General features: G+C 45.5%; 19 protein-coding genes and 1 pseudogene. 9 read left to right on the top strand and 11 right to left on the bottom strand.

Annotated elements, in window-relative coordinates:
• Positions 1 to 52: 52 nt before the first annotated feature.
• Positions 53 to 187, bottom strand: a complete 135-nt coding sequence (gene yhfH, locus RAC86_RS20375; protein WP_377885990.1) for a protein YhfH — start codon at positions 185 to 187, stop codon at positions 53 to 55.
• Positions 188 to 344: 157 nt separating this feature from the next.
• On the opposite strand from yhfH, the gene RAC86_RS20370 reads away from it, so the two are divergent.
• The 4 genes from RAC86_RS20370 (at position 345) to lcfB (ending at position 4,455) form a co-directional block, all read left to right on the top strand.
• Positions 345 to 1,079, top strand: coding sequence for an MBL fold metallo-hydrolase (locus RAC86_RS20370; RefSeq protein ID WP_072566037.1), 735 nt, complete (start codon positions 345 to 347; stop codon positions 1,077 to 1,079).
• 12 nt (positions 1,080 to 1,091) lie between these two features.
• Entirely contained in the window at positions 1,092 to 2,087 is a 996-nt protein-coding gene (lplA, locus tag RAC86_RS20365; RefSeq protein WP_014113260.1) for a lipoate--protein ligase, read from the top strand.
• 64 nt (positions 2,088 to 2,151) lie between these two features.
• A complete protein-coding gene (locus tag RAC86_RS20360; protein WP_072566038.1) occupies positions 2,152 to 2,796 on the top strand; it encodes an SDR family oxidoreductase in 645 nt (214 codons plus the stop codon).
• A 117-nt stretch (positions 2,797 to 2,913) separates the two neighbouring features.
• Positions 2,914 to 4,455: a long-chain-fatty-acid--CoA ligase LcfB gene (gene lcfB, locus RAC86_RS20355; RefSeq protein WP_072566039.1), complete on the top strand. Its 1,542-nt coding sequence runs from the start codon at positions 2,914 to 2,916 to the stop codon at positions 4,453 to 4,455.
• A 39-nt stretch (positions 4,456 to 4,494) separates the two neighbouring features.
• Here the strand turns inward: lcfB and RAC86_RS20350 are convergent, their stop codons facing one another.
• Positions 4,495 to 4,890 carry a YhfM domain-containing protein gene (locus tag RAC86_RS20350; protein WP_061188298.1) on the bottom strand — a complete coding sequence of 132 codons (396 nt, stop codon included), beginning with the start codon at positions 4,888 to 4,890 and terminating at the stop codon, positions 4,495 to 4,497.
• A gap of 149 nt (positions 4,891 to 5,039) precedes the next feature.
• On the opposite strand from RAC86_RS20350, the gene RAC86_RS20345 reads away from it, so the two are divergent.
• Positions 5,040 to 6,320 (top strand): M48 family metallopeptidase, encoded by a 1,281-nt coding sequence (locus RAC86_RS20345; RefSeq protein ID WP_072566040.1) that lies wholly within the window; start codon positions 5,040 to 5,042, stop codon positions 6,318 to 6,320.
• A gap of 36 nt (positions 6,321 to 6,356) precedes the next feature.
• On the opposite strand, the gene aprE is transcribed toward RAC86_RS20345, so the two are convergent.
• Positions 6,357 to 7,502 carry a subtilisin AprE gene (gene aprE / locus RAC86_RS20340; RefSeq protein WP_014113265.1) on the bottom strand — a complete coding sequence of 382 codons (1,146 nt, stop codon included), beginning with the start codon at positions 7,500 to 7,502 and terminating at the stop codon, positions 6,357 to 6,359.
• 441 nt (positions 7,503 to 7,943) lie between these two features.
• Here aprE and RAC86_RS20335 point away from each other — a divergent pair, with 441 nt between their 5' ends.
• From RAC86_RS20335 to RAC86_RS20325, 3 genes are all read left to right on the top strand, one after another.
• The gene (locus RAC86_RS20335) at positions 7,944 to 8,393 is read left to right on the top strand and encodes a GNAT family N-acetyltransferase (RefSeq protein WP_072566041.1); all 450 of its coding nucleotides are present in this window, start codon (positions 7,944 to 7,946) and stop codon (positions 8,391 to 8,393) included.
• Between the two features lie 70 nt (positions 8,394 to 8,463).
• Entirely contained in the window at positions 8,464 to 9,456 is a 993-nt protein-coding gene (locus tag RAC86_RS20330; RefSeq protein ID WP_072566042.1) for an NADPH:quinone oxidoreductase family protein, read from the top strand.
• 321 nt (positions 9,457 to 9,777) lie between these two features.
• Positions 9,778 to 10,749, top strand: a complete 972-nt coding sequence (locus tag RAC86_RS20325) for an ABC transporter substrate-binding protein (RefSeq protein WP_072566043.1) — start codon at positions 9,778 to 9,780, stop codon at positions 10,747 to 10,749.
• 31 nt (positions 10,750 to 10,780) lie between these two features.
• Here RAC86_RS20325 and phoE read toward each other — a convergent pair whose 3' ends face one another.
• The 7 genes and pseudogenes from phoE to RAC86_RS20290 all read right to left on the bottom strand — a co-directional run bounded on the left by phoE (position 10,781) and on the right by RAC86_RS20290 (position 17,634).
• Positions 10,781 to 11,362: a phosphatase PhoE gene (gene phoE / locus RAC86_RS20320; RefSeq protein ID WP_072566044.1), complete on the bottom strand. Its 582-nt coding sequence runs from the start codon at positions 11,360 to 11,362 to the stop codon at positions 10,781 to 10,783.
• A 70-nt stretch (positions 11,363 to 11,432) separates the two neighbouring features.
• A complete protein-coding gene (locus RAC86_RS20315; RefSeq protein ID WP_072566045.1) occupies positions 11,433 to 12,527 on the bottom strand; it encodes an acetyl-CoA C-acyltransferase in 1,095 nt (364 codons plus the stop codon).
• A gap of 1 nt (position 12,528) precedes the next feature.
• Positions 12,529 to 13,968 carry an acyl-CoA synthetase gene (locus RAC86_RS20310; protein WP_072566046.1) on the bottom strand — a complete coding sequence of 480 codons (1,440 nt, stop codon included), beginning with the start codon at positions 13,966 to 13,968 and terminating at the stop codon, positions 12,529 to 12,531.
• A gap of 4 nt (positions 13,969 to 13,972) precedes the next feature.
• On the bottom strand, positions 13,973 to 14,533 hold the full coding sequence (locus RAC86_RS20305; protein WP_072566047.1) for a biotin transporter BioY: 561 nt from the start codon (positions 14,531 to 14,533) through the stop codon (positions 13,973 to 13,975).
• Positions 14,534 to 14,667: 134 nt separating this feature from the next.
• Positions 14,668 to 15,183 (bottom strand): methyl-accepting chemotaxis protein, encoded by a 516-nt coding sequence (locus RAC86_RS20300; RefSeq protein WP_371864110.1) that lies wholly within the window; start codon positions 15,181 to 15,183, stop codon positions 14,668 to 14,670.
• Positions 15,184 to 15,423: 240 nt separating this feature from the next.
• Positions 15,424 to 15,972: pseudogene (gene hemAT, locus RAC86_RS20295) on the bottom strand (heme-based aerotactic transducer HemAT); the annotation flags it as partial.
• Between the two features lie 132 nt (positions 15,973 to 16,104).
• Positions 16,105 to 17,634: an FAD-dependent oxidoreductase gene (locus RAC86_RS20290; RefSeq protein WP_072566048.1), complete on the bottom strand. Its 1,530-nt coding sequence runs from the start codon at positions 17,632 to 17,634 to the stop codon at positions 16,105 to 16,107.
• 111 nt (positions 17,635 to 17,745) lie between these two features.
• On the opposite strand from RAC86_RS20290, the gene RAC86_RS20285 reads away from it, so the two are divergent.
• The gene (locus tag RAC86_RS20285) at positions 17,746 to 18,603 is read left to right on the top strand and encodes an SDR family oxidoreductase (protein WP_072183338.1); all 858 of its coding nucleotides are present in this window, start codon (positions 17,746 to 17,748) and stop codon (positions 18,601 to 18,603) included.
• Between the two features lie 26 nt (positions 18,604 to 18,629).
• On the opposite strand, the gene RAC86_RS20280 is transcribed toward RAC86_RS20285, so the two are convergent.
• Complete coding sequence (locus RAC86_RS20280) at positions 18,630 to 18,863, bottom strand: IDEAL domain-containing protein (RefSeq protein ID WP_014113278.1); 234 nt, start codon at positions 18,861 to 18,863, stop codon at positions 18,630 to 18,632.
• Between the last annotated feature and the right edge of the window lie 77 nt (positions 18,864 to 18,940).

The raw sequence follows: 18,940 nt of genomic DNA, 5'->3' as shown, positions 1-18,940 counted from the left end.
AGTGTTGAAAAATAAAGAAAATCCCGCGCGTGCTGCGCGGGATTTTCGCTCTTTACAAATCGTTAACTTTTATGCAGTCATTGCAGACATTTCCATAACACTCATGCTGCTCTTCAATCTTTTTTCCGCATTCCGCGCACTTTTTCGAAGGCAGGTTTCTAAAAAAATCTGTGATTTTCCCCAGCATAACCAATCCCTCTTTCCCCTTTGTAGTGACTTCATTGTAATATAACAGATTATAAAAATCAATAACTGTTTTGATACAATGTTTAAAACATGCTTTTTTTAAGAAAAATGGGTATATTGAAGGAGGATCAATTTTCTTGAAAAGATAGGAGGACATTATGAAAGTTACAGTTATCGGATGCTATGGCGGTTTTCCGGCCGCAAATGAAGCGACGTCGGGCTATTTATTTCAGTCAGGTGATTACTCTTTGCTTGTCGATTGCGGCAGTGCAGTATTATCTAAGCTGTTCGGATATGTGCCGGCGGAAAAGCTGGATGCGGTGATTCTGTCTCATTATCACCATGACCATATCGCTGACATCGGGCCGCTGCAATTTGCTAAACAAGTCGGTTCGTTTCTCGGCAAAGGAGAGCATACGCTTCCGATTTACGGACATGATGCTGATATAGAACAGTTTCAAAAGCTTACATATAAAACACATACGAAAGGGATTGCCTTTCAGCCGGATCAGCCGCTGACTGCCGGTCCGTTTACGATCACCTTTTTAAAAACGATTCACCCGGTGACGTGCTATGCCATGCGGATTACTGACGGCAGCCATACTGTCGTATATACTGCTGATTCCAGCTATCAGGAATCATTTATTCCATTTTCGGAAAATGCCGATTTATTGATCTCAGAATGCAATTTTTATGCCGATCAAGACGGGACAAGCGCAGGTCATATGAACAGCCTGGAAGCCGGGCGAATTGCAAAAGAAGCGGGAGCGGGAGAGCTGCTGCTGACGCATTTGCCGCATTTCGGCGTGCATGACAATCTTCGCAAAGAAGCGAAAACCGTTTTTAGCGGCGAAGTGAATATTGCGAAATCAGGTTTTGTGTGGGAAGGATAAAGGAGGAGCACCATGTTATTTATCGACAATCAAAATATCAATGATCCGCGGATCAATCTTGCTATCGAGGAGTACTGTGTAAAGCATTTAGACCCTAAACAGCCGTATTTGCTCTTTTATGTAAATCAGCCGTCTATTATCATTGGGAAAAACCAAAATACAATAGAAGAAATCAATACAAAATATGTAGAAGAAAACGGGATTATCGTCGTCCGACGTTTATCAGGCGGAGGAGCTGTGTATCATGATCTGGGGAACTTGAACTTCAGCTTTATTACAAAGGATGACGGGGACAGCTTTCATAACTTCAAAAAATTCACTGAGCCGGTGATCCAGGCTTTACGCCAGCTCGGGGTAGAAGCAGAATTGAGCGGCCGGAACGACATTGTAGTGGATGGCCGGAAAATATCCGGAAACGCCCAGTTTGCAACAAAAGGACGCATTTTCAGCCACGGCACTCTCATGTTTGATTCAGCCATTGATCATGTTGTGTCAGCGTTAAAGGTGAAAAAGGATAAAATTGAATCAAAAGGCATCAAATCGATCAGAAGCCGAGTGGCAAACATCAGTGAGTTTCTCGATGATAAAATGACTACGGAAGAATTCCGCAGCCATTTGCTTCGCCATATTTTCAACACAAATGACATTCAAACCGTACCGGAGTATAAGCTGACGGAAAAAGATTGGGAGGTCATTCATCAAATTTCGAAAGAGCGCTACCAGAATTGGGATTGGAACTATGGCCGTTCACCGAAATTTAACCTCAATCATTCGAAACGTTATCCGATTGGATCGATCGATTTGCGTCTGGAAGTCAAGAAAGGCAAAATTGAGGACTGCAAAATCTTCGGAGATTTCTTCGGTGTCGGTGATGTATCTGAAATTGAAAACCTGCTGGTTGGAAAACAATATGAACGCAGTGTCATCGCTGATGCGCTGGAAGGTGTGAATCTTAAGCATTACTTTGGGAACATTACGAAAGAGGATTTCCTTGATCTGATTTATTAAGGCAAAACACATTGTTTGAAAGAGCGGTTATGTTTTTGAAATAATGGAGGCAGGAGGGATTCACATGAAAGTGTTTTTAATCGGAGCGAACGGACAAATCGGACAAAGACTCGTTTCTTTATTCCGAGACAATCCTGATCATTCTGTCAGAGCGATGGTCAGAAAAGAAGAACAGAAAGCGTCTCTCGAAGCTGCCGGTGCAGAAGCTGTGCTTGCGAATCTGGAAGGCAGCCCGGAAGAAATCGCCGCAGCGGCGAAAGGCTGCGACGCGATCATTTTCACAGCGGGTTCAGGCGGCAGCACAGGCTATGATAAAACGCTGCTGGTGGATCTAGACGGAGCGGCAAAAGCGATGGAAGCTGCGGATATCGCGGGCATCAAGCGGTTTGTCATGGTTAGCGCCCTGCAAGCCCACAACCGTGAAAATTGGAATGAATCACTTAAACCTTATTATGTGGCCAAGCATTATGCTGATAAAATTCTGGAAGCAAGCGGTTTAACTTATACGATTATCCGTCCGGGAGGCCTTCGCAATGAGTCTGGAACGGGAACTGTTTCAGTCGCCGCCGATCTGGAACGGGGATTCATTTCCCGTGATGACGTGGCGAAAACGGTCATTGCTTCTTTAGATGAAACCAATACGGAAAATCAGGCCTTTGATCTGACAGAAGGAGATACACCGATTGCTGAAGCATTAAAGAAACTATAACAGTACTGACACTCAGGGCTTTTTGCTCTTGAGTGTTTTTTTCTGTTTCTCTATAATGGAGGAGAAAGCTTGGCTTCAATAATGAATGACTATTCATTCACTTTAAGGGGTGGGAGAATGAATCTTGTTTCCAAATTGGAAGAAACAGCATCTGAGAAGCCCGACAGCATCGCATGCAGGTTTAAGGATCACATGATGACGTATCAGGAGTTGAATGAACACATTCAGCGATTTGCGGACGGCCTTCAGGAAGCCGGTATGGAGAAAGGGGACCATCTAGCTTTGCTGCTTGGCAATTCGCCTGATTTTATCATCGCGTTTTTTGGTGCGTTAAAGGCTGGGATTGTGGTGGTGCCCATCAACCCGTTGTACACGCCCACAGAAATCGGTTATATGCTGACAAATGGCGATGTAAAGGCGATCGTGGGCGTTGATCAGCTTTTGCCGCTTTATGAGAGCATGCATGAATCGCTGCCAAAGGTTGAGCTCGTCATTTTATGCCAGACGGGAGATGCCGAGCCAGAAGCTTCAGACCCAGAGGTCAGGATGAAAATGACAACGTTTGCAAAAATATTGCGTCCAACATCCGCCGCTACACAAAGCCCGGAGATTGCCCCTGATGATACCGCGGTCATTTTGTATACGTCAGGAACGACCGGAAAACCAAAAGGCGCAATGTTGACCCATCAAAATTTGTACAGCAATGCCAACGATGTCGCCGGCTATTTGGGAATGGATGAGAAGGACAATGTGGTCTGCGCTCTTCCTATGTTCCACGTGTTTTGTTTAACCGTCTGTATGAATGCCCCGCTGATGAGCGGCGCAACTGTCTTAATTGAGCCTCAATTCAGTCCGGCATCTGTTTTTCAGCTTGTTAAGCAGCGGCAAGCGACTATTTTTGCCGGTGTGCCTACGATGTATAATTACTTGTTTCAGCATGAAAACGGAAAGAAAGATGACTTTTCTTCCATTCGGCTGTGCATTTCAGGAGGTGCGGCGATGCCAGTCGCGCTGCTGACCGCGTTTGAAGAAAAATTCGGCGTGACCATTTTGGAAGGCTACGGGCTTTCGGAAGCATCACCCGTGACGTGTTTTAACCCGTTTGACAGGGGCAGAAAGCCGGGCTCTATCGGGACAAGTATATTGCATGTCGAGAACAAGGTCGTAGATCCGCTCGGACGCGAGTTGCCCGATCACCAGGTCGGCGAATTGATCGTGAAAGGCCCCAATGTAATGAAGGGCTATTATAAAATGCCAATGGAAACAAAACATGCGTTAAAAGACGGGTGGCTTTATACGGGCGATTTGGCAAGAAGAGATGAGGACGGCTATTTTTACATTGTTGACCGGAAAAAAGACATGATCATTGTTGGAGGATACAACGTGTATCCGCGCGAGGTGGAGGAAGTGCTGTACAGCCACCCGGATGTCAAGGAGGCGGTTGTCATCGGTGTGCCGGACGCCCAAAGCGGTGAAGCGGTAAAGGGATATATTGTACCGAAACGATCTGGCGTAACAGAAGCGGACATCATGCAGCACTGTGAAAAACATCTCGCCAAATACAAACGGCCTGCCGCTATTACGTTTCTGGACGACATTCCGAAAAATGCGACGGGGAAAATGCTCAGACGGGCGCTGAGAGATATTTTGCCTCAATAATACGAAAAAAGCGAAGCGGTAAGCTTCGCTTTTTCATTTTCAATCCTTTGCTTCTTTTTTAATAATGTTTAGCAGCGCCTTTGTATCGCTTTTACTTAATTTGTAGTATGTCCCGTCCTTCAAATAAACGGCTTGCTGGCTGCCGTCAATCCATAGTCTGAATGAGTCGTACCGGTCTTTATGAAACTTGATTGTCCCTTCGTAATCAGGGGCTGATGTTTTTTCTGTCTTCAGCTGTTTTCCCTGATTCATGATGTCCAGCATATCTTTGACGTGCTGCCTTTTTTCAATCTCGATTTCTTCCTGGCCGCTTGAAGACAGCGTGATCAAATCCGCGTCTACCGATTGATACACATCGCCTGACCGGCTGTAAAGATAGAAAAATGCTAGAAACACAAGACCGATAACCACGATGGCTGCCACTATTTTTTTCATTTGCATCACTCCAAACATTGTTAGTTTTCCCAGCGATCGGGCTTTCCATGCCTAAAAGGACGGAAAAGTACGGATACACAGCTTGGTTCTAAGAATTTGAATTTATGATTACAATAGAAGTAACGGGTTGATGTGAGGAGTGAGGCGTTATGCGCAAGTGGATTGCGGCAGCAGGGCTTGCTTACGTGCTGTATGTGCTGTTTTTTTATTGGTATTTTTTCCTGTCCGGTGATTCCGCAGTACCGGAGGCTGTGAAAGGGACGCAGGCTGACCCGGCTTCTTTCATGAAGCCGTCTGAATTGGCAGTGGCTGAGCAGTATTCGAATGTAAAGAATTTTTTATTTTTTATCGGGCTTCCTCTTGATTGGTTTTTGTTCTTTGTATTGCTGGTCAGCGGCGTTTCAAAGAAGATCAAGAAATGGATGGAAGCAGCCGTGCCCTTTCGGTTTTTGCAGATTATTGGTTTTGTGTTTGTGCTTTCGCTGATCACAACGTTAGTGACGCTGCCTTTAGGTTGGATAGGCTATCAAGTATCGCTTGAATACAACATTTCCACACAGACAGCGGCCAGCTGGGCTAAGGATCAGGTCATAGACTTTTGGATCAGCTTTCCGATCTTTACGCTTTGCGTTCTCGTGTTTTATTGGCTGATCAAAAGGCATGAAAAAAAATGGTGGTTATACGCTTGGCTATTAACTGTGCCGTTTTCGCTGTTTCTGTTTTTTATTCAGCCGGTCATTATCGATCCTTTATACAATGATTTTTATCCGCTGAAAAACAAAGAGCTTGAAAGCAAAATTTTAGAGCTGGCAGAAGAAGCCGATATTCCGGCTGATCATGTATATGAAGTAAACATGTCTGAAAAAACAAATGCGCTTAATGCCTATGTCACAGGAATCGGGGCGAACAAACGGATTGTATTGTGGGATACGACGCTGAACAAGCTTGACGATTCTGAAATTCTCTTTATTATGGGCCACGAAATGGGCCATTATGTCATGAAGCACGTCTATATCGGACTGGCCGGCTATTTGCTCGTGTCGCTCGCCGGATTTTATGTCATTGGTAAGCTTTACAAGCGGACGGTCCGCTTTACCCGCAGCATGTTTCATTTGGAGGGACGGCATGACCTTGCAGCACTGCCGCTGTTGTTGCTTTTGGTGTCCGTTTTGAGCTTTGCGGTCACGCCTTTTTCTAATGCGGTTTCGCGTTATCAGGAGAATCAGGCTGACCAGTATGGGATCGAGCTGACGGAGAATAGAGAAGCTGCTGTCAAGACGTTTCAGGATTTGGCTGTGACGGGACTGAGCCAGGTTGATCCTCCCGTGCTTGTAAAGATTTTCAGAGGCAGCCACCCTTCGATCATGGAGCGGATTCAACACGCGGAAAAAGAAGAGAATGCATCGGAACATCAGGATGCTGACAAATAAAAAGAAGCAGGTATGGAGAACCTGCTTCTTTTTTTATTATTGTGCAGCTGCTTGTACGTTGATTAACCCTTTTCCATAGTAGAAAGAGCTACCAAGGTATGTTGCAGTGCTTTCTAAACGATCACGGACTTGCGCGTTTGTCCAAGTCGGGTGCTTAGAAAGAATTAACGCTGCTGCTCCAGCAACGTGCGGAGTCGCCATAGACGTTCCGTTGTAAGCGCCGTATGTGCCTCCAGGAAGTGTGCTTTGAATGGATACGCCAGGAGCCATCACATCAAGCTCGGGACCTGCGCTTGAGAATGAAGCCCTTTGGTTGCTGCTGTTTACCGCACCTACCGCAATGGTAGAAGGATATTTTGCAGGGTAGCCGACTGTGCTTGTGCTTCCGGACGAACCTTCGTTTCCTGCCGCAGCAGCAACGACGATACCGTTGGAAACGGCTTTATCAACTACTGTTTTCAGCGCTGTAGAACCAGAAGGTCCGCCAAGGCTCATGTTGATAACGTCCATATTGTTGGAAATGGCCCACTCAATGCCGTTAATAATCCAGCTGTATTGGCCGCTTCCTGTTGAATCAAGAACTTTTACTGCATATAACGATGCGTTTGGTGCTACGCCCAGAACACCGATTGAGTTATTAAGAGCGGCAATCGTACCGGCTACATGCGTGCCGTGAGAACTGCCGTCCTGGTATGGGTTTGTTTCAGAAGGTACGAAGCTTGCTCCGCCTCTGACATTTAAGTCAGGATGAGAAGAGTCAATTCCGCTGTCGATAACAGCTACTTTTACGTTAGAGCCTGTGTAGCCTTGAGAGTGAAGAGCCGGCGCTTTAATTTGAGAAATGCCGTAAGGAACAGATTGCGCATATTCATGTGCAATATGATCTTCTTCCACATATGCAACGCTCGGATCTTGTTTTAATTCTTTTACAGCTTTTTCATTCAATGTTGCTGTGGCTGCGTTAACATACTTAAACTGCTTTTGAATTTTTCCGCCTTTCTCAGAAATAACATCTTTTTTCTTAGCGGAACTCATTGCACTCATTGTCTGTTTAAATCCGACAATGTACTTCTTTTCTGTACTGCTTTTTCCGGCAGCCTGCGCAGACATGTTGCTGAACGCCATCGTAAAGATTAACGTTAACGCAAACAACAAGCTGATCCACAATTTTTTGTTTCTCACTCTTTACCCTCTCCTTTAAAAGAATTCAGAGTAGACTTACTTAAAAGACTATTCTGTAAATTTATTGTAATAGATGGAATAATATTTTAGTAGACCCATTTTTTCGCGATGATTTTATCTCTATTTAGGTATATCATCTCTCGCTATTTCTGTAGAGACTCGAAATAACTAATTTTATACAGAAAAGAACGAAAATAGACATGAGTAAATGTTCATTATGCTGAAATGTCATTCTTTTTCAGGTTAAATGCTCCTGAGTCCCGGCAAATTCCTGTCGAAAAAAATCCTTCAAATGACCTGCATGTGTTTCCGTGAGATCAATGGATATTATCGTGATATTTTTTCTATGCATGCTGATAAAAGTATTCTAAAAAATAAACTTTACAGAAAATTCTATTAAAGTTAAAATAGAACGATTCTAAAGAGGGAGGAAGAAATGAGATGAACATTCGCCAAGCAAAGACATCAGATGCCGCAGCCATCGCGTCGCTGTTTAACCAGTATCGGGAATTTTATAAGCAGGCGTCCGATCTGAAAGGGGCAGAGGCTTTTTTGAGAGCGCGTCTGGAAAATGACGAGTCCATTATTTTGACAGCAGAAGAAAATGGAGAATTCATAGGTTTTACCCAGCTCTATCCAACGTTTTCTTCTGTGGCTATGAAAAGAATTTACATATTAAATGACTTATTCGTCGCTCCTCATGCGCGGACAAAGGGAGCCGGCGGGCAATTGCTATCTGCCGCAAAAGATTTTGCTGCGGAAAACGGGGCAAAATCTTTATTGCTCCAGACGGAACACCACAACCGGACGGCAAGAAGCTTATATGAGCAAAACGGCTATGAAGAAGAAACTGCATTTGTCCATTATCGTCTCAATGTGCCAGCGAAGTAAAATTGAAGCTTGATGATTTGGTTTTTTGAACGTTCTTCGGTTACGATATAAACGAAAAGGAGTGTGCCGAATGTCAACGTTATTTCAAGCATTGCTGGCAGAAAAACATGCCGATGATGTTTCAGTTCATGTGAAAACCATGTCAACAGAGGATTTGCCGAAAGACGGTGTTCTGATTAAAATTGCTTATTCCGGCATCAATTATAAAGATGGCCTGGCCGGAAAAGCAGGCGGCAATATCGTCAGAGAGTATCCGCTTATTTTGGGCATTGACGCTGCGGGTACGGTTGTCTCTTCCAATGATCCGCGCTTTGCCGAGGGGGATGAGGTGATTGCGACAAGCTATGAGCTCGGTGTCTCCCGCGATGGCGGATTAAGTGAATATGCTTCAGTGCCTGGTGACTGGCTGGTGCCTCTGCCATCGAATCTTACACTAAAAGAAGCGATGGTGTACGGAACAGCAGGATTTACTGCGGCGTTATCGGTGCATCGGCTTGAACAGAACGGTCTGTCTCCGGAAAAAGGGAGCGTGCTAGTCACAGGAGCAACCGGCGGTGTCGGCGGAATCGCGGTATCGATGTTGAACAAGCGGGGCTATGATGTGGTGGCAAGCACAGGAAACCGGGATGCGGCCGATTATTTGAAGCAGCTCGGTGCAAGCGAAGTGATCAGCAGGGAAGATGTCTATGACGGATCGCTTAAGGCGCTGTCCAAGCAGCAATGGCAGGGAGCGGTTGATCCTGTCGGCGGAAAACAGCTTGCCTCGCTTTTAAGCAAAATCCAATATGGCGGAGCTGTCGCGGTGAGCGGCTTAACGGGCGGGGGAGAAGTTCCTGCAACGGTTTATCCATTTATTCTTCGCGGGGTCAGCCTGCTCGGAATCGATTCAGTGTACTGTCCGATGGATGTCAGAGCCGCTGTTTGGGAGCGCATGTCTTCTGATCTCAAGCCTGATCAGCTGCTGACCATCGTGGACAGGGAAGTGCCATTGGCAGAAGCAACGGCTGCGTTAAAAGATATTTTGCAAAATCGCATTCAAGGTAGGGTCATTGTGAAGCTTTAACAGGATCAGCTTGCAGAGAAAGCTATGTTTTTCTGCAAGCTTTTTTGTGTACATAATGTTAAGCTGCTGTACCGCTGTGTCCTGTCACTTGAAAGGATGTCCGTTTTTAACCGTTCCTCCAGAAACCTAATTTGATTTTGATCCATACCCTTTCTTCCCTTTATAGTCCTACTTCGTTACAGAGAGAAACAAGATGTACCTGTAAGCTGAACTTTCTCTTCTTATTTTAAAAATAATTAGTGATAATGATTCTCATTCCGTGTTATACTATCTTTTGGACATCTTAATCTTAGAAACTACATACAGGAGAGACTGGAACGTATGAAAAAAATACTGATTATTCTTACAGTTTTACTTCTTTCTGTTCTAACGGCTGCCTGCTCGTCTTCAAGCGGCAATCAAAACAGCAAAGAACATAAAGTGGCGGTAACACATGATTTAGGGAAGACAAATGTGCCTAAGCATCCGAAGCGGGTTGTTGTTCTTGAGCTTGGTTTTATCGACACACTGCTCGATCTCGGCATTACGCCTGTCGGGGTTGCCGATGACAATAAAGCGAAGCAGCTGATCAACAAGGATGTGCTGAAGAAAATTGACGGCTACACATCTGTCGGCACTCGCTCACAGCCAAGCATGGAAAAAATCGCTTCATTAAAACCCGATTTAATTATTGCTGACACGACCCGGCATAAGAAAGTATACGATCAGCTGAAAAAAATCGCGCCGACCATTGCGCTTGATAATTTAAATGCTGATTATCAGGATACAATTGACGCTTCACTTACGATCGCAAAAGCAGTCGGCAAGGAGAAGGAAATGGAGAAAAAACTGACAGCGCATGAAGAAAAGCTTAGCGAGACAAAGCAGAAAATCAGCGCTAACAGCCAGTCCGTCCTTTTGATCGGAAATACAAATGATACGATTATGGCAAGAGATGAAAATTTCTTTACATCAAGACTTTTAACACAGGTCGGTTATCGATATGCGATCAGCACGTCAGAAAACAGCGAATCAAGCAATGGCGGCGACTCAGTGAACATGAAAATGACACTTGAGCAGCTGCTGAAAACAGATCCGGATGTGATCATCCTGATGACAGGAAAAACAGATGACATCGATGCGGACGGCAAACGCCCGATCGAAAAGAATGTACTTTGGAAGAAGCTGAAGGCAGTGAAAAACGGACATGTGTACCACGTGGACCGTGCGGTGTGGTCTCTGCGCCGCAGTGTGGACGGAGCGAATGCCATTTTGGATGAGCTTCAGAAAGAGATGCCGGCTGATAAGAAATAAAAGAAAAGACAGGCGTTCGCCTGTCTTTTTCTTATTTGATAAAGCCGGATAAGTGGCTGTTAATATTATAGTCTTTAATCCGCCATTTCTCTTCTGCGAATTTAATGTTGCTGAGGCAGGCATTGACGAGGCGCGTGCTTTGTAGCTCTGGGTCACCCCCGGAAATTTCCGTCAGCAGTGCGTGAATCGCTGCGCCGTGCGCGACGATCAGCACCTTTTTGTTTGGATACGCCTGATTCACTTTTACCAAACCGCCCATCAGCCTGTCAGTGAGTTCTTCCAGCGTTTCCATATTCGGATAGTTTTTATCCGGATAGCGCTTTGTCCGTTCTTCCAACAGCATGCCCTCCGCATCTCCGTAATCGCGTTCCTTAAAATCATCCATCTCGACAATCGGAAGATGCAGATATTCATTAATGATTTCCGCGGTTCTTTTCGCTCTTTTCAGCGGGCTCGTCACAATAATATCCCAAGAGAAATCCTTTACATATTCTCCGGTTTCTCTTGCTTGGCGTTCACCTGTCGCGTTCAGCGGGATATCGGTTTTGCCTTGGCATTTTTGCTGCAGGTTCCAATCGGTTTCTCCATGTCTTACTAAGCAAACGGCTGTCATAAAATCCCCTTCCTGACTTTGGTCATATCGCTATTATACTAAATCAAAAGCACGCATCCTATGAAAAAGCCTATGCAAGAACTTCAAATAATAAAGCCAGTCCGCTTCCGCCGCCGCTTCCGATGGCCGCAACGGCATATTGACAGTCTGTCCGTCTTTGCGTTTCATAAAACAATCTGGTTACCAGAGCTGCACCCGATGCGCCGTACGGATGGCCGAGAGCTAATGCGCCGCCGCGCACATTGATTTTTGAAAAGGGAATGCCGAGTTCTTGCGAGCAGACACAAATTTTGACGGCAAAGGCTTCATTGATCTCATATAAATCGATATCATCAGGTGTTACATCGTGTGCAGTTAAAAGCTTCCGGATCGCATCAACCGGCGCCGCGGGCGGATAGTTCGGGTGAATCCCGCTGACAGCACTGCCGATAAACCGGAGCACTGGCTTAAGCCCTAGGGCTGCCGCTTTTTTTTCCTCTATTACAAGGAGAGCGGCCGCTCCGTCTGATATGCCGCTGCTGTTGGCTGCTGTAACCGTTCCGGAGCTGGTGTCGAAAACCGGTTTTGCACGGGAAATAATCGCTTCTATCGGCCGCTTTTTCAGAAATGCTTCATCCACCTCCAATTCTCCGAGAGGAACAATTTCTTCACGGTAAAATCCTCCATCATGCGCGTTTCTGCTGCGTTGATGGCTGAGAAGCGCGTATTCATCCTGCATGCTTCTGCTGATGGAATAGCGTGCTGCCGTATATTCGGCTGCGATGCCCATGTCGGGATCACCGATCGCATTTGGAGAAAAGCGGGCCCGTTCTGAAAAAGGTGATTGGCTGCTGCTTTCTGAGCCGCCCGCGATATACATCGTGCCGACTCCGGCTTGAATGAGACTGCAGGCATAGCGCACAGCTTCAAGACCGGAGCCGCACTGTCTGTCAATCGTCATTCCGGGAACCGATAAAGGCAGTACGGCTTGCAGAGCTGACAGCCTAGCGAGGTTGCCGCCTCTGCCGGTCGCGTTTCCGAGAATCACTTCATCAATTTGATCCCCTAGCTTTCGGCTGAGACAGCTTATGATGGGAGCCGCCAAATCCTCCGGTAGAAAGGGCTTTAGCAGCCCATTTTGTTTTCCAAAGATCGTTCGTTTTGCATCAACAATAACCGCATTCAAGTTACACTGCACCTTCTTCTAGCCATTTCCTCACGCTGGAACGGGCAATTTTTCCGCTGCTCGTTTCTGGCAAGGAGTCAGTAAATACCCATTTTTTCGGGATTTTGTAGGCTGCCAGTTTCTGTTTGCACCAGGCTTTCAGCTTTCTGGCATCAGTGTTTCCGTGAACGACAGCTACAGCGATTTCTCCCCAATACTCGTCCGGGATTCCAACGACAGCTGCGTTTTCAACCTCTGCACAGGAGAGAAGCACACGTTCAACCTCTTCTGGGAAAATATTTAATCCTCCGTATACGATCATCCCGTTTTCTCTTCCTGATATGTATAGAAAGCCATCCTCATCGACACAGCCCATATCATCTACTGTCATCCACCCGGATTCATGTGGTGCGCTGCCGTTGACATAGCCCGAAAACCTCATTGGGCTTTTGACAAATATTTTTCCGATTTCCCCCGGCTGACAGCGTTCCCCGGCAGCATTGCGGATTTCAATCTGGACGTTGTGAAACGGGCGGCCGGCTGAATGCGGCTTCCGTTTGCTATCTTCCGGAGTGGAATATGTCACAAAGCTAAGCTCTGATGTGCCGTAAAAATCGTATAGCTTGAGATGAGGCCATGCAGCGGCGAGCTTCTTCTTAGATTCTTCCGGCCAGTCTGCACCCGATGAAATGATTTTGATGGAACTGTTGGGAAAGGCCTTAACACGGGTGAGGGCGTCTGTCATTGTCGGTACGGTATAGAGAACGCTGATGGATTCACGGCTCAGCCATTCCTTCGTTTGGACAGGCGAAAACTTTTTCAACAAACAAACGGTTCCTCCCAGAAACAAGGTGCTGACAGCCCCATATAGGAAGTGAGAGGACATTAACGTTCCGGGAATCAGAACCTTATCATCTGATGAAATCGAAAAATCTGTTTCCGTACAGGTAAAGCTCTCCATCCAAGAGCGGTGAGAACGCGTGAAGGCCTTCGGTTTTCCTGTCGAGCCTGACGTAAATCCCATATAAAAAGGGTGCTCGGGATTAATGGTAGGCAAGGGAGCGGCGGATGCTTCAGAAATATCTGTCATACAGTGATCCAGCAACACAACTGGTGTCTCGCTATCTATTAGTTTGTGTTTGAAAAAGGCTGTAGTAACCACAAGATCCGCATTGCTTATGGACAGCCGCTCCTTGCATTCAGCCGCGCTCCAGCGTGTGTCGATGGGAACAGCCGTGCATCCCGCCGCTGCAGCTCCGGCAAACAGCTGTAAAAACGCCAGGCTGTTCGGGAGCAGGATCGCCACACGCTTCGGCATGCTCGGCAGCGACCGCAGCCAATTTGCGGTTTGAGAGACAAGAAGAGCCCAATCCTGGTACGTGATTTGCTCCGATTCAGTATGGATCGCCACACGCCCGGGCGATTTTTCGGCAATAGATGAATAGGTATGAGTAATTGTCATAAAATCAGCCTCCTTTCGTAAATATCGTATCAGAAAGAGACAAGGCTTGGGTGATTTTAATGGCCAGAAACGCAGATACAGCTGCTTTTATCAAATCACCAGGCACATATGCAAGGCTCATGAAGGCGGCCTGTGACAAATCAATATGCATGATAAAAGCTTGTACTGGTATACCGAGCAGATAAATAAAGATGATGCCGAATACAATATGAGTGAAAAAGAGACGCAATACAGTCACCTTTCGCAGTCTGGAAATAGCTAAACTGATCAGCCATGAGGCGAAGGGATAAGCGATCAAAAAGCCCGCGCTCGGCCCGAAAAAAACGCCAAACCCGCCTCGTCCGCCGGGCAAAAGCGGCGCTCCGAAGGCAACGAGCAGCAAAAAAACAAGCTGGCTTAAGAAAGCAGACTTAGGCCTGAGGATGCTGCCTGCCAGCATGACACCAAGCGTTTGTAATGTAATCGGAACGGGTGTAAAGGATAAGAAGAGAGGGGGCATAAAACCCAACACGGCCATCAACGCAGTGAAAATGGCAATATGCATCATGTCTATTAATCTCAGCATGTGAAATCCTCCAAACAGTAATAAAATATGGTTATACAATAAATGCAGACCATTATTATGTCAACTTGTTTTTTATTTTAGTTAACATAATAGACGTGAAAAAACCGGCTGCTTGGCAGACCGGTTTTCGATTTTTATTCTTCTGTCAGGATGACAAGCGAATCAACAGATGCGGCCACATGAGAAACAGCGCGGCTGACTTCCTGAAGCCCTCCAAGAAAGGCCTGCAAATCGACGTCGATTTTGCCTGATTGCTCTTTGCTGACTTTCATGCTGTGGACAATTTCATCGAATAAGCGGTTAATTTGCGTCATTTTTTCTTTGCTCTCGCTGACTAGCCCATTCACGTCTTTGATATGCTTTGATACGATGTTGATTTGTGTATTCGTATTGTTCACAAGCTCAGACACGGTAGAGACGGTTTTTTTCGTATCCTCAGAAAGCTTCCGTACTTCGTTTGCCACTACGGCGAAGCCTTTGCCGTGTTCGCCGGCGCGGGCTGATTCAATCGAAGCATTGAGCGAGAGAAGGTTTGTTTGTTCAGCAATGCCTGTGACGATGCCGAAGATTTTTTCAATTTGCTGTGCGATTTCATCCAGCTTGACCATTTCTTTTTCGATTTGGACAAGGCTTGTGTCAATTTTATTCATCTGTTTTTGCTGGATTTCAAGCTCTTTTTTCCCGCCGATCGATTTTTCTTCAACAGTGCTGGATGTCACTGTGCCGGCTTTGGATGCTTCGGAAATGCCTTCAGATTTGTCCACAAGCTCTTGAACAGATCTGCTCGTTTCTGAAAACAGATTTGCAATCGACCCAGAGGTTTCTTGAATTTTCTGATGAAGAAGGTTTTTCTTTTCCTCTTGTTCATCGCGGGTTTGGTTGTACTCGCTTTGAAACGCTTCAAGGACAAGCTGCTGTTCTAAGTTCAAAATTTTAGTTGTCGCTTTGATGGCTTTCAGCAGTTCTTGGTGATTTGTAATGGATGTTTCGTAAATGTTGATCATTGACAAAAGTAGTTCTTGAAACGCGCCCATGTACCATTTTGGCAGGAGGCCGATTCTTAAATGAATGGAGGCAATTCTGTTTCGCTTTTCAATGAATTCGTCATCGATAACGCCTGCAAACATTTCCTGAATATGCCGTTTTAACGTTTGTTTTAAGCGATCAACTGAGCTGTGATCATTAATGATATCCATCAATGAACTTTCGTGGTCAAGGTTTTTATAAAACGCATCGACGATATATACGATGTTTTCTTGAATTAACGGTTGAAGCTGCTCTAAAACGTAAAGCTCGGCATCTCCTAGTCTGACCATTTTGAGCTGTTTTTTGACATCTGCATGTTTGTTTGTGAGCTGAATGCGGTTTTTTTGTTGTCCGATTGACTCAGAAAAATAAGCTGTTTCTTGTTTTCTATCTTTTTTAAATAACAATACCATGATCCCCCTTGGGAAAAATATAATTTTCACTTTTTGGCTTTTTAAGCCTTTTTCTTTTTTATCGGCCAAGAGAAACATGAATGAAGATGCAGATGAAAAATATTTAAAAAACCGTTCATTAAAATGAACGGTTTAATCGAGATCTATTTGTTTTAATGGTTTGATGGCCGGTCCCTCCACAACTTCACCGGTTGGCTTAAAGCGTGATCCGTGGCACGGACAATCCCACGTATGCTCGCCGTCGTTCCACTCGACCTCACAGCCCAAATGGGTGCACGTCGTATCGACGAGATGGAGGCAGCCTGTTTCATCTCTGAATGCTCCCGCACGTCTGCCGTTAATGGTGACGGCTTTTCCTTCACCCGGCGCAATCTCTTCAAATTGGACGTCGGGCTTTTCAAGCTTTCCTTTAATAAAATGTTTGGCGACATCGGCATTGTATGAGATCACTTTCTGCAGTCCGGGATTCAGATGGAAACGGGACGGCGTAAATATGCTTTCGTATGGATTATCTTTTCTCTCTACAAGGTCTGACAATAGAGTGGCCGCAACCCCTGATGACGTCATGCCCCATTTTTTGAACCCGGTCGCTACTAGAATATTGTCCTCATTTTCCGACATAGGCCCGATAAATGGGATTTTGTCAATTGTCACGAGATCCTGAGTGGACCAGTAATATGGGATGCTTTCGATGCCGATGGTGCTTTCGGCCAGCTGTCTCAGTGTTTCATAATGTGTAGACATGTCTTTTCCCTGACCTGTTTTATGGCTTACCCCGCTGAAGAGAATCAGCTTTTCACCGTTTACAACCGTATAGCGGAGCGCCACTGACGGCTGATCGATACTTAAATACATGCCCTCGGGATATTCGATCTTCGGCTTGATGGCGAGGACATAAGATCTGTCAGAGTACATTCTCGTAGCATATAATCCGCCTCCGTCGTAAAAAGGGAAGTGGGAACAGCATATGATAAAGCGGCTCTTAATGGCGTGCCGGCTTTTTGTTACCACTTCTGGCCTTTCTCCTTTTTTGATATCAAGCGCAACGGTCTCTTCATAAATCCGTCCGCCTTTTTGAACAATCTGATCCAGAAGCGCCTTTAAGTATTGCAGCGGATGAAATTGGGCTTGATTTTTCATGACAAGCGCCAGCTTAGAACCTAAGGGAATCGGAAGATCCTTGATAAGGTCTCTTTCAATTCCGAGCTTTGTGTATGCCTCATGCTCAGTGCGGATTTTTTGTACAGCATTTTCTTTTGCTGTGTAAAGATAAGCGTCTTGTTCGATCCATTCGCAATCAATTTGATGTTCATCCACAATGCCTTTTATGTAATCAATTGCGTTTTGATTTGCTTCATAATAAAGTCTCGCGTGGTTCAATCCGAAATTGCGGATAAATTCATCGTATATCATGTCATGCTGGGCGGTTATTTTAGCGGTTGTATGGGCAGTGGTGCCGTTGAGAACCTGATTTGCTTCAATCAAGACGACACGGAAGCCTCTCTTCGTGAGTTCGTACGCCGTTGTGATTCCCGTAATCCCGCCTCCGATAATGGTGACGTCACATTCAGTATCCTCTTGAAGCGCCGGAAAAGAAGGCAGGTCAGTTGATGTTTTCCAGTATGTTTCAGGTGCTTCCTTTGCAAAATATGGATTAGCCAAGCCATGATACCTCCCATCAGATTTATTCTTAATTTTTCCATATTCTATCTTTTCATACATAGGAGGCAGGGATTGTTCATAACATAATAGGGTTGAAAAGGAGTGATTTCATTGGCGAATCAAAAAAAGAAAACATTGCCGCCTCAGCACCAGAACCAGCAGCCGGGTTTTGAATATCTCATGGATCCCCGTCCGGTTTTTGATAAGCCGAAGAAAGCGAAAAAATTAGAGGGCAAAACCGCTATCATTACTGGAGGAGACAGCGGGATCGGACGCGCTGTATCGGTGTTATTCGCAAAAGAAGGGGCTAATGTGGTCATTGTGTATTTGAATGAGCATCAGGACGCCGAGGAGACAAAGCAGTATGTAGAAAAGGAAGGGGTAAAATGCCTGCTGATTGCAGGAGATATCGGAGATGAAGCGTTTTGCAATGATGTGGTCATGCAGGCAAGCCAAGCGTTTCCGTCGATTGATATATTGGTCAACAATGCAGCTGAGCAGCATGTCCAGCCCAGTATTGAAAAAATCACAAGCCACCAGCTGGTCAGAACCTTCCAAACGAACATTTTCTCCATGTTTTACTTAACAAAGGCGGTGCTTCCTCATTTAAAAAAGGGAAGCTCTATCATTAATACTGCATCAATTACCGCCTATAAAGGCAATAAAACGCTGATCGATTATTCAGCGACAAAAGGTGCGATCGTTACGTTTACAAGGTCACTTTCCCAGTCGCTTGTTCAGCAGGGCATCCGGGTTAATGCAGTAGCGCCGGGCCCCATTTGGACACCGCTTATCCCGGCCAGCTTTGCGGCAAAGGATGTGGAAGTGTTTGGTTCAGACGTGCCGATGGAACGCCCGGGACAGCCGGTGGAAGTGGCGCCAAGCTATTTATACCTTGCCAGCGACGATTCCACCTATGTCACAGGACAGACGATTCACGTCAATGGCGGAACAATTGTGAATGGGTAATAAAAAGCCAATCCTTGAGGATTGGCTTATTCGCTCTGCTTGAGCGTTGCATATTCTTTAGAGAGCGTAAGAAACGCATCTTTATCTTTTTCGTCCAAGGCTTTGTTGATTTGGTCCGTCAGCATGGCCAGCCGACGCTTATACAAGGATTCATCGAGCACCATTTGAATGTAGACATCCGTCATTGTGACATCAAATTCTTTTGTTTTTTGCGTGTTGCGGGACTTCATGAGCTCAGTGTACGATTTTTTCTCTTTCATAAAGAATCCCCCCAATGCCTTTTTTATAGTATATGGATAAAGGTCGAAAAAATCAATTAATTTTTATAATTTTTAGA

Source organism: Bacillus sp. LR_5 (assembly GCF_042709275.1).
This window is presented reverse-complemented; position numbering and strand designations above follow the sequence as displayed.

Bases quoted from the DNA above. Each gene is read 5' to 3' on its own strand.
- yhfH (WP_377885990.1), bottom strand. From the start codon at position 187: ATGCTGGGGAAAATCACAGATTTTTTTAGAAACCTGCCTTCGAAAAAG.
- RAC86_RS20370 (WP_072566037.1), top strand. From the start codon at position 345: ATGAAAGTTACAGTTATCGGATGCTATGGCGGTTTTCCGGCCGCAAAT.
- lplA (WP_014113260.1), top strand. From the start codon at position 1,092: ATGTTATTTATCGACAATCAAAATATCAATGATCCGCGGATCAATCTT.
- RAC86_RS20360 (WP_072566038.1), top strand. From the start codon at position 2,152: ATGAAAGTGTTTTTAATCGGAGCGAACGGACAAATCGGACAAAGACTC.
- lcfB (WP_072566039.1), top strand. From the start codon at position 2,914: ATGAATCTTGTTTCCAAATTGGAAGAAACAGCATCTGAGAAGCCCGAC.
- RAC86_RS20350 (WP_061188298.1), bottom strand. From the start codon at position 4,890: ATGAAAAAAATAGTGGCAGCCATCGTGGTTATCGGTCTTGTGTTTCTA.
- RAC86_RS20345 (WP_072566040.1), top strand. From the start codon at position 5,040: ATGCGCAAGTGGATTGCGGCAGCAGGGCTTGCTTACGTGCTGTATGTG.
- RAC86_RS20335 (WP_072566041.1), top strand. From the start codon at position 7,944: ATGAACATTCGCCAAGCAAAGACATCAGATGCCGCAGCCATCGCGTCG.
- RAC86_RS20330 (WP_072566042.1), top strand. From the start codon at position 8,464: ATGTCAACGTTATTTCAAGCATTGCTGGCAGAAAAACATGCCGATGAT.
- RAC86_RS20325 (WP_072566043.1), top strand. From the start codon at position 9,778: ATGAAAAAAATACTGATTATTCTTACAGTTTTACTTCTTTCTGTTCTA.
- phoE (WP_072566044.1), bottom strand. From the start codon at position 11,362: ATGACAGCCGTTTGCTTAGTAAGACATGGAGAAACCGATTGGAACCTG.
- RAC86_RS20310 (WP_072566046.1), bottom strand. From the start codon at position 13,968: ATGACAATTACTCATACCTATTCATCTATTGCCGAAAAATCGCCCGGG.
- RAC86_RS20305 (WP_072566047.1), bottom strand. From the start codon at position 14,533: ATGCTGAGATTAATAGACATGATGCATATTGCCATTTTCACTGCGTTG.
- RAC86_RS20300 (WP_371864110.1), bottom strand. From the start codon at position 15,183: ATGAATAAAATTGACACAAGCCTTGTCCAAATCGAAAAAGAAATGGTC.
- RAC86_RS20280 (WP_014113278.1), bottom strand. From the start codon at position 18,863: ATGAAAGAGAAAAAATCGTACACTGAGCTCATGAAGTCCCGCAACACG.